The organism is Segatella sinensis (assembly GCF_040095255.1).
GTDB lineage: Bacteria > Bacteroidota > Bacteroidia > Bacteroidales > Bacteroidaceae > Prevotella > Prevotella sinensis.
In genome coordinates, this window is the sequence record NZ_JBBNGE010000043.1 from 21,304 (window position 1) to 30,128 (window position 8,825).

The 8,825-nt window shown below is 46.4% G+C and carries 11 protein-coding genes; 9 read left to right on the forward strand and 2 right to left on the reverse strand.

Annotated features, from left to right (window positions below; genetic code table 11):
- The first annotated feature begins 20 nt into the window (after window positions 1-20).
- From AAAT87_RS11375 to AAAT87_RS11395, 5 genes are all read left to right on the forward strand, one after another.
- Complete coding sequence (locus AAAT87_RS11375; RefSeq protein ID WP_296971472.1) at window positions 21-734, forward strand: MotA/TolQ/ExbB proton channel family protein; 714 nt, start codon at window positions 21-23, stop codon at window positions 732-734.
- A 116-nt stretch (window positions 735-850) separates the two neighbouring features.
- Entirely contained in the window at window positions 851-1,291 is a 441-nt protein-coding gene (locus AAAT87_RS11380; RefSeq protein ID WP_298532439.1) for a hypothetical protein, read from the forward strand.
- A 51-nt stretch (window positions 1,292-1,342) separates the two neighbouring features.
- Complete coding sequence (locus AAAT87_RS11385; RefSeq protein WP_349226475.1) at window positions 1,343-1,942, forward strand: ExbD/TolR family protein; 600 nt, start codon at window positions 1,343-1,345, stop codon at window positions 1,940-1,942.
- Window positions 1,939-2,403, forward strand: a complete 465-nt coding sequence (locus tag AAAT87_RS11390; RefSeq protein WP_296971467.1) for an ExbD/TolR family protein — start codon at window positions 1,939-1,941, stop codon at window positions 2,401-2,403. The genes AAAT87_RS11385 and AAAT87_RS11390 overlap by 4 nt, the downstream gene beginning before the upstream one ends.
- A 104-nt stretch (window positions 2,404-2,507) precedes the next feature.
- Window positions 2,508-3,011 (forward strand): Lrp/AsnC family transcriptional regulator, encoded by a 504-nt coding sequence (locus tag AAAT87_RS11395; RefSeq protein ID WP_089544643.1) that lies wholly within the window; start codon window positions 2,508-2,510, stop codon window positions 3,009-3,011.
- A gap of 27 nt (window positions 3,012-3,038) precedes the next feature.
- Here the strand turns inward: AAAT87_RS11395 and AAAT87_RS11400 are convergent, their stop codons facing one another.
- Both AAAT87_RS11400 and AAAT87_RS11405 read right to left on the reverse strand, forming a co-directional pair.
- Complete coding sequence (locus AAAT87_RS11400) at window positions 3,039-3,566, reverse strand: dihydrofolate reductase (protein WP_349226476.1); 528 nt, start codon at window positions 3,564-3,566, stop codon at window positions 3,039-3,041.
- Between the two features lie 49 nt (window positions 3,567-3,615).
- Window positions 3,616-5,043 (reverse strand): methyltransferase RsmF C-terminal domain-like protein, encoded by a 1,428-nt coding sequence (locus AAAT87_RS11405; protein WP_349226477.1) that lies wholly within the window; start codon window positions 5,041-5,043, stop codon window positions 3,616-3,618.
- A 137-nt stretch (window positions 5,044-5,180) separates the two neighbouring features.
- Between AAAT87_RS11405 and AAAT87_RS11410 the strand changes: the two genes are divergently transcribed.
- The 4 genes from AAAT87_RS11410 (at window position 5,181) to AAAT87_RS11425 (ending at window position 7,787) form a co-directional block, all read left to right on the forward strand.
- Window positions 5,181-5,900 (forward strand): DUF6249 domain-containing protein, encoded by a 720-nt coding sequence (locus AAAT87_RS11410; protein WP_349226478.1) that lies wholly within the window; start codon window positions 5,181-5,183, stop codon window positions 5,898-5,900.
- A gap of 33 nt (window positions 5,901-5,933) precedes the next feature.
- Window positions 5,934-6,473 carry an RNA polymerase sigma factor gene (locus AAAT87_RS11415; RefSeq protein ID WP_295025170.1) on the forward strand — a complete coding sequence of 180 codons (540 nt, stop codon included), beginning with the start codon at window positions 5,934-5,936 and terminating at the stop codon, window positions 6,471-6,473.
- A gap of 1 nt (window position 6,474) precedes the next feature.
- Window positions 6,475-6,930, forward strand: a complete 456-nt coding sequence (locus AAAT87_RS11420) for a DUF5056 domain-containing protein (protein ID WP_349226479.1) — start codon at window positions 6,475-6,477, stop codon at window positions 6,928-6,930.
- 617 nt (window positions 6,931-7,547) lie between these two features.
- The gene (locus tag AAAT87_RS11425; protein ID WP_349226480.1) at window positions 7,548-7,787 is read left to right on the forward strand and encodes a hypothetical protein; all 240 of its coding nucleotides are present in this window, start codon (window positions 7,548-7,550) and stop codon (window positions 7,785-7,787) included.
- Window positions 7,788-8,825 lie beyond the last annotated feature (1,038 nt).

Here is an 8,825-nt window from a genome sequence, read left to right on the forward strand (position 1 = left end):
ATAATAAGGTATATATGATTATGAAGAAAAATACAGCTATTGCGCGTTTCGCAATATTCATTTTCACAGTAATATGTTCTCTGCCTGTCATGGCACAAGACGAGAATATCGGATTTCATCAAGCTCTTAAGACGAAGTTCATAGAGGGTAATGCCGGCTTTATGTCGCTCGTTGCCATCGCTCTCATTGTGGGTCTGGCTTTCTGTATTGAGCGCATCATCTATCTCAGCCTTTCTGAAATCAATGCCAAGAAGCTGATGCAGGATATCGACCAGAAGGTAGAGGCTGGAGATGTGGAAGGTGCCAAGGAACTTTGCCGCAATACCCGTGGACCTGTAGCTTCTATCTGCTATCAGGGATTGATGCATATAGATGAGCATCTCGATGATATCGAGCGCTCGGTAAGTGGATATGGCACCGTGCAGGCTGCCAACCTGGAGAAGGGATGCTCCTGGATCAAGCTCTTCATCGCTATGGCTCCTTCCCTCGGATTCCTGGGTACGGTGATTGGTATGGTGATGGCTTTCGACCAGATTCAGCAGGCGGGAGATATCAGTCCTACCATCGTGGCTTCGGGTATGAAGGTGGCGCTGATTACTACCATCTTCGGTATCATTGTAGCCTTGATTCTGATGGTGTTCTATAACTATATCCTTTCCAAGGTAGAACATCTCACCAGTCAGATGGAAGAATCGGCTGTAACTTTGATGGATATTATCGCCAAGAATAAGTGAAGAGTGAAGAAACAACGTTCAAAGTTGAAAGTTCCATGTTGAAAGTTCAAAGTTCAAAGTTCAAAGTTCAAAGTAACAAGTCTGCCGAACAGATATCTCAGAAGGTTTTCCGTCTGATGATAGGTTTAGCAGTGCTGGTTTTCGGTCTGTTCTATCTGATAGGTTATGATTTGCCTTTCGATGAGAACCCCGACTTCAATGCCCCTCTTTTTACTGATGTGCTCATCTTCCTGATGTGGCTTTTCCTGATAGGAGGAGTAGGCTTGGCTGTCTATTCGATGGTGAAGGATTACCGGAGCAGCAAGTCGGAAGCCGTGGTGAATGGTGTGCCGGTGCGTCGTATCTTCCGTATCACCTGGCTTATCTTGCTGGCAGTTCTGGTTCTTACCTTCCTCTTGGGAGGTTCCGATCCGATGCTCATCAATGGCGAGAACTACGCCGACTGGTTGTGGCTGAAACTTTCTGATATGTTTGTCATCACCTCGCTGCTGATGTTGCTGGCAGGCATTGGAGCCGTTTGCTTCGGTGCCACCCGATATATCCGAAAGAAGCAGTAACAGCCTGTAATTATCAATCAAAAAAAATAGTTAGTATCATATCATAAAGCAATGCTGATAAGAAGGAATCGTAACGAAACCCCGGGATTGAATACCACCTCAACAGCCGACATCTCGTTTATGCTGCTGATATTCTTCCTTGTAACCACATCCATGGATGTGGATAAGGGATTGTTGCGCCAGCTGCCTTCGCCTGAACCTCAGAAGAAGGAGCTGCAGGAATCGGTGGTGGATAAGAACAGTCTGATGGCGATTCATCTTACGGCTGGAGATACGCTGCTGGTGAACAACCAGCCGATGAAGCTGGAAGATCTGAAGCAGGAAACCGTCCGCTTGGTACATCGCCTGGGTAAGAAACATCTGATTTCCATCGAGAGCGACCGTGATGCCAACTACAACCTCTATTTCCAGATGCAGAATGAGTTGATGGAAGCCTATGCGCAACTTCGCAATGAGGCAGCCCAGAAGAAATATCATAGAGACTTTGCGCTTTTGAACAATGGCCAGAAGGAGCAGGTGCGTAAGATCTGTCCTCAGCGCATTACGGAGTCGTATGCCAATGCGATGACTCATGAAGACAAGAGTGTAGATGCTGATGCCGAAGAGAAACAGGAAACCCAGTCAACCCAGGAGAAAGGAGGCGCCAAATGATGAATTTTCGTAAAAAATCACATTCGGTTCCGGAATTGAATACGTCATCTTTGCCGGATCTGATTTTCTCGGTACTCTTTTTCTTTATGATCGTTACCCACATGCGACAGGTTACCTTAAAGGTGGAATGCCGTATGCCGGAAGGAAAGAATCTCACACGCCTGACCAAGAAGTCGGCTGTAAGTCATATTTATATAGGAAAGCCAACCAAGGATCTGCAGGGCAAATACGGCTCAGGTACCCAGATACAGATGAATGACAAGTTTGCCAGTGCTTCTGATGTGCAGGATTATATCTCTGCCGAGAAGAAGCGGATGTCGCCTGAAGACCAGAAACTGATGACCGTTTCCATCAAGGCAGACCAGAATACCAGGATGGGAGTGATTACCGATGTGAAGCAGGCACTGCGCCAGGCAAAAGCACTGAAAATAAGCTATTCTGCTGTAGAAAATAGGAAATAATATGCTCTAAAAGGAAAAATAATATTAATTTATTATTTTTTTTAATAGAAAAGTTGCTTTTTCTAAAGAAAAGTGCTACCTTTGCAGGCAAATAATAATTAATTATGGCAAAACAAGTATTAGATTCATTAGATAGGCATATTCTGAAGCTGATTTCTCAGGATGCCCGAATCCCATTTCTGGAAGTAGCACGTGCTTGTAATGTAAGCGGTGCTGCCATTCATCAGCGTGTAGCCAAACTCACTAATCTTGGCATTATTAAAGGCTCTCAATTTGTTATCGATCCAGAGAAGATTGGTTACGAAACCTGTGCATATATGGGACTGTTCCTCAAGGAACCTGAGAAGTTTGATCAGGTGGTAGAAGAACTCAAGAAGATTCCTGAGGTAGTAGAGTGTCATTATACTACGGGCGGTTTTGATATGTTCATCAAGATTTATGCTGTCAACAACCACCATCTCCTGGAAATTATCCACGATAAGTTGCAGCCATTGGGTCTTTCCAGAAGCGAGACCATCATCTCCTTCAATGCAGCCATCGACCGTCAGCTTTCTCTGAAGGATATCCAGCAGGTTTCTGATGAGGAAGATGAAACAACAGAAGAATAGGAATTTATTCAACCGTACAGGTAGAATTTATTTTCTGATATAGGTGAGGAATGAGAACGACAACCCGTTTTCATTCCTCATTTCTTTTTCCGTCACTTCCCAGGCTGAACGGTCGATGGCAGGGAAGAAGGTATCTGCCTGTTCCGGCTCCTTATCTACGAGGGTGAGATAGAGTTTCCGGGCAGCAGGAAGCGCCTGGCGATAGATGCTTTCTCCGCCAATGATGAAGATTTCTTCCGGGCTGGCTATTCCTGCATCTTCCTTGGGGGCAGACAAGGTGTCGCCTTGCGCAGCCCTGAGTGCTTCTTTCAGGGTAGGATATACTTCGCCCCCATCTATCTCTTTCAGACTTTTAGAGACAACGATGTTGCGGCGATATGGAAGAGCACCGTTAGGGAGAGATTCAAATGTCTTTCTGCCCATCACGATGGTATGCCCCGTGGTAAGTTCACGGAAGCGGACCATATCTGATGGTAAATGATAGAGCAGTCGGTTCTGGTAGCCGATGGCTCTATTGTCTTTAGAGATGCAAGCGATGATGCTGATCATGTTCATTCCTGATGTCTGGTTCTTCTTGATGAATTCTTATCTTGTTTCTTGATACTTATTTCTTGCTGATGACACAGGGCTCTTCCGGCACGTGGCTGCTCTTGATTTTCCACTCTTGTGGATAGAGATTGTTGGCACGGTTGCCGATGTTCTTCTCCCAGCCCAGAGGCATCTGCTGATAGGTAACGAGCACGTAGCCTTTGGGGGTGTCTGCTGGAAGATTCACAGCCTCTTTGCGCAGGTAGCGGATGGCATCCTCGTAGGAGAGTTCTACCTGTGGGAAAACCTCTGTGTTGAGTTCGGTGGAGAGTGCCAGACTCTGGTCGGGAATGATGTCTTTGCCCTTGCTTGTTCCCAGTTTGATGCCGGCATGTATCACCTTCAGGTTTCTGGCAGCATCCTCATAGATAGCTTTCCATCGGCTTGGGATGGCATAGAAGTTATCGTCTTCGGCTATCGTTTCATAGTCGGAAGACTTCAGCCAGTCTGTTGGAACCTGCAGACACTTTCCCTTGTTTCCTCTGTTCTTTCCTTTATCCTTGTTCTTGTCTTTCTTCTTTTTTTTATCTTCCTTCTCCATTTCCGGTTCTCCCTCTTTTCTGAGTACTGCGAGGAAGATGCCTTCTCCGCGGGTCTTGCCTGGGAGAAAACGATAGACAGGGATGTCTGTGCCGATGAGATTGCCCGTGATATTCCATGCTTCATCAATATCGTTGAGTGCGATAGCATCAGCCCCCAGCTCCTCACAGATCCAGGCGATATTCTCTTCGTCTTCGTGGGCATTGAAGGTGCAGGTAGAGTAGATGAGGAGACCGCCTGGTTTCAGGCAGTTCCAGATATCGCTTACGATTTCGCGCTGCAGATGCCAGCAGTTGTCCACATTCTGCAGGCTCCATTCGCTGATGGCGCCATCATCCTTGCGGAACATACCTTCGCCGGAGCAGGGAACATCAGTGAGGATGACATCAAACTGAAGCTTCGATTTCTTGTAGTCGCGTGGATAGCTGTTGGTGACGATCATATCGGGATGACCGAACTTCTGGATATTCTCTGCAAGAATCTGCGATCGGGTGCGCATCGGTTCGTTGCTGAAAAGAAGACTGCCTTCCGGCAGGGCAGCACGAACGGCGGTAGATTTTCCACCTGGAGCCGCACAGAGATCGAGCATCATCACGGGTTTGTGAACGAGTTGTCGGATCACCAGATCCACGAACATGGAAGAAGCCTCCTGCACGTAATACTTTCCGGCATGGAGCCATGGGTCGAAGGTGAAGTTAGGACGGGTGGAGAGATAGCGGCCGGTGGAAGGGCACCATGGAATCGGTTCGCCCGCAGCATCTTCTCCCTCCTTGCATTTGAAGGGATTGATACGGATACTGGTAGGTGCTTCTCCCTCGGTGATGCCCTGTTTCAGTTGCTGGAACAGTTCATCGCCCATCAACTCTTGGGTATATTGGATGAAATCTTCTGGTAATGTCTTCATATTATGCCTTTATTCTTGATTTTGTTTGCAAAAATAAGAAAAATTTCGTTTCTTTGCAACTAATTTCCCAAGAGATGCGTCTAAGACATAGAAAAAATAATAAATAACAAGGTAAAACTATAAAAATATTGTTAGATATGAAGAAAGCGATATTCACATTGGCGCTCATCTTGAGCATCGGAGCTACCCAGGTATCTCTGGCATCTTCAGCTCCAAAACATCGTTATCATCCAACTACCCAACAGGTGGATAAGCAGGCTGCTGCCGGACAGGCATCCGCAGCTCAGGATGATGAGGCGATTGCTGCCTATTCTGATACCACCGCAACGGATACTACCGACTATGCTGATGTAGATGACAATGCCAACCGTGCTTATCATTCCAAGTATAGTCTGGGCAACTATGATGATCCTTTCGATTTCATCGGTTCGGTATTTGGTGGCGGTGCGCTGTCAGTCATCATCATCTTCTGTATCATCTTCGGTCTGCTGTTTGTCTTTGCTCCGCTGATCATCGTGTTCCTGGTTATCAGATATCTGATTCGCCGCCACAACGACCGGATGAAGTTGGCGGAGATGGCGATGGAGAAGGGCATCAATGTTCCGGAAAGCGACCGTCCGATAGACAAGCAGAGCGATGAATATCTGGTGAAGCGAGGATTGAGAAATGCCTTCCTGGGAGCTGGCTTGTGCGCTATGTTCGCTTGGTGGGAAGCTGACTTCCTGGCTGGTATCGGAGCCCTGGTCTTCTTCTATGGATTGGGACAGACCCTGATAGGTTCACTTCCAGCCATCAAGGATTGGTGGAGAAACCGTCATGGCGATCAGGGCACAGGTTACAATGGAACTCCGGTGTAAAAATCAAACAACAGTTATTAGTTAATATATATAGTGGAAAAGTTATCCGATATTTCTCTCGTCACGAAGGTGGTGATGCTTCACGACCGCAAGTCGTTCGACTTGCTGGTCAAGAAGTATCAATCACCTGTTCGTGGGTTCTTCCTACGGCAGACGCTGGGGGATGCGCAGCTGAGTGACGACTTGGCGCAGGATACCTTTGTCAAGGCTTATACCCATCTGTCGGGTTTCAAGGGTACAGCCAGCTTCTCCACTTGGCTTTATCGTATCGCCTATAATGTGTGGTATGATTATACCCGCAGTCATAAGGAAACACAGGATATTGATACACCGGCGGTTGCCCGGCAGAATGCGCAGGGAGTGAATGCCGGACTGAAGATGGATTTGCTCAATGCCCTGCGGATATTGAGCGAAAACGAACGGACATGCATCACGCTGCAGCTGATGGATGGTCTCTCTATAGATAAGATGGCAGAAGTGACGGGAATGGCGCAAGGCACCATCAAGTCGCATCTCTCTCGTGGAAAACAGAAACTTGCAAGTTACTTAAAACAGAATGGTTATGACCGATAAAATGATAGATAATAGAAATGGTATGGAGCTTGAACCCCTGAGCGCCACAGACGATCAGCTCCTTCAGGCTTTCTTTGCCGATAACAGGATGGAGGAGATTCCGGATGATGGATTCTCTGATAGGGTGATGCAGGCATTGCCGGGTCTTGAGCAGAAAAAGACCGTGCTGTCTCTTGAGCAGAAGCAGGCTTTGGCTAAGCGTCGCCGGTTGGAGCATCTGTGGACGGCAGCCTGTGTGGCAGTCGGTGTAGTGGCTGCTGTGGTTTGTCAGGGATGGGAGCAGATACAGGGTTGGCTCTTCTCCATGAAGATCGATTTCCTGCTGACCGGTTCCCGTGCCCTTACCCATGTGCTTGATGCAATCATGCAGACGCAGAATCTCCTGATGATGCTCGCCGGCATCATAGTCCTCGTGATGGTCTGGGGATACAATGAAGTGGCGGATGCCAGAGGATAAAAAAGCAGAAAGTCCTTGATGTGCTCATTATCTGAAGAATAAACCAAGAAATCTTAGGCTCTAAACCACAAAATCAGCGAATTTTGTTGTTTAATCCAAAAAAAAATAGTATTTTTGCACACGATTTCAGCCATTCTTTAAAAAAGAGTGGTCGGAACCAAGTAAATAAACAAGGTAGATGATATCCGCCTTATAAACAGATAAGTGATTCGATTATGAACACAAAAACAGAATTATACGGTCTATCACATCCATTGAGAATGGTGACTGCTAAGGACATAAAGTAGAAAAAGATGATAACGCAGGATTGCTTTGATTCTCCTTCTACAGCCGACGTAAGCCTCGCGCTTACCAACGGGCACTCAAGTTATCTGGGCTGATAAAAGTATCGGTTCCGACTATAGAAGGAATATCCATACGTCAACAAGCAAATACATCTTCTCGTTCCTGAGGTTTCTGTCCCCTATAAGGGGAAATGAAGGGGGTGTAAAGACCATTGAACGGAGGGATTCATACGTTAATCTGGGGGAGATTAGAGCAAGAAGCAAAAACTCCTCTAAAAATTTGGTAGTTTCACAGAAAACCCTTATCTTTGCTACGAATTAAATATTGAAGTTATGGCACAGTTAACATTACAGGTAGATAGCCCATCTTTGTTGGAGCAATTAAAGAATGTCCTCTCTCTTATGAGAGGCGTTAAAATAGTTTCAGACTCCCCTGTTTCAAGGAGTGCTGCTTTGGAAGATGTTCCAAACGCAGAAACTTTGGCAGCAATGAAAGAGGCAGAGAGTGGTTATGATGCAGGAGTAGTTCGAGTAGATAGCTTAGAAAGTTTCATGGCATCAATGGAGGAATAGAGTTTATGAAAGAAATTCGAAAGACCTCGCAGTTCAAGAAAGATTATAAGCGTTTTGATTTGGTTTGATAAGAACAATAACGCAATAGAATTAGTTCGTTTAGGTTCTCATTCTGAGCTTTTTGGGAAAGGACGTAAGCGCTGATCCCTGCAGTCATCCCGTAGCCCCATGCGGTCCCATCCCGCAAAACATGGCGAGGGCTTTGATGCCCCGCCAACCTTATAGCGTAGCGGTTCCGAGCACCGGAGGGCGGTTACATCCCTAATCCCTATGGTAGGGATTTAGGGCTTGGGTATAGGGTAAGGACCCTCCCGCTGGGGAGGGACAGGTGGGGCAGAAACAGCACTAAGGGCGGTTACATCCTCTCGTTCCTGAGGTTTCTGTCCCCCGCAAACGGAGGAAATGAAGGGGGTGTAAAGACCATTGAACGGAGGGATTCGAAAAAAGCTAAAGCAATAAGTCATTTTTAGAAAAAAAGAAAAGTATTAATAACGAAAAGTAGCTTGTAGTGTGGGCGCTACATAATCACTCACAAAAAACAACATCTGAGAAGGGTATTGGGAACATCCCAATACCCCCATTAGATGTTTAACTTAAGAAAACAATAAGTTAAACAGTAAGGAGTAAGTATGGCGATTGCTTTTTTGATACCGCTCGTATGTTATGCCGTGATTGGCGGATATGCCGCAACGAGGAAGAGTTAGGGTTTGTCCCCAAGCGGTCCCATCCCGTATAACCTGGCGAGTTTTTGATGGGAGTTGTCCCCAAGCGGTCCCATCCCGCAAAACCTGGCGCAGACCTTTGATGGTCCGCCAACCTTATAGCGTAGCGGTTCCGAGCACCAGAGGGCGGTTAACATCCCCGCTTCCTGAGGAAGAGGGGCTTGGGGAGAAAGTGGAGCCCTCTTTGGCTAAAGAGGGACGGGGTGATTCGAAAAAATCTTATAATAAGAATAATAATTAACCTTAATTCCGCAACACTATAATTTAATATTTTTTATAAGTACCTGAGCAACAAAAAGTTGCTCAGGATTTTGCC

Bases quoted from the DNA above. Each gene is read 5' to 3' on its own strand.
- AAAT87_RS11375 (WP_296971472.1), top strand. From the start codon at position 21: ATGAAGAAAAATACAGCTATTGCGCGTTTCGCAATATTCATTTTCACA.
- AAAT87_RS11380 (WP_298532439.1), top strand. From the start codon at position 851: ATGATAGGTTTAGCAGTGCTGGTTTTCGGTCTGTTCTATCTGATAGGT.
- AAAT87_RS11385 (WP_349226475.1), top strand. From the start codon at position 1,343: ATGCTGATAAGAAGGAATCGTAACGAAACCCCGGGATTGAATACCACC.
- AAAT87_RS11390 (WP_296971467.1), top strand. From the start codon at position 1,939: ATGATGAATTTTCGTAAAAAATCACATTCGGTTCCGGAATTGAATACG.
- AAAT87_RS11395 (WP_089544643.1), top strand. From the start codon at position 2,508: ATGGCAAAACAAGTATTAGATTCATTAGATAGGCATATTCTGAAGCTG.
- AAAT87_RS11400 (WP_349226476.1), bottom strand. From the start codon at position 3,566: ATGAACATGATCAGCATCATCGCTTGCATCTCTAAAGACAATAGAGCC.
- AAAT87_RS11405 (WP_349226477.1), bottom strand. From the start codon at position 5,043: ATGAAGACATTACCAGAAGATTTCATCCAATATACCCAAGAGTTGATG.
- AAAT87_RS11410 (WP_349226478.1), top strand. From the start codon at position 5,181: ATGAAGAAAGCGATATTCACATTGGCGCTCATCTTGAGCATCGGAGCT.
- AAAT87_RS11420 (WP_349226479.1), top strand. From the start codon at position 6,475: ATGATAGATAATAGAAATGGTATGGAGCTTGAACCCCTGAGCGCCACA.
- AAAT87_RS11425 (WP_349226480.1), top strand. From the start codon at position 7,548: ATGGCACAGTTAACATTACAGGTAGATAGCCCATCTTTGTTGGAGCAA.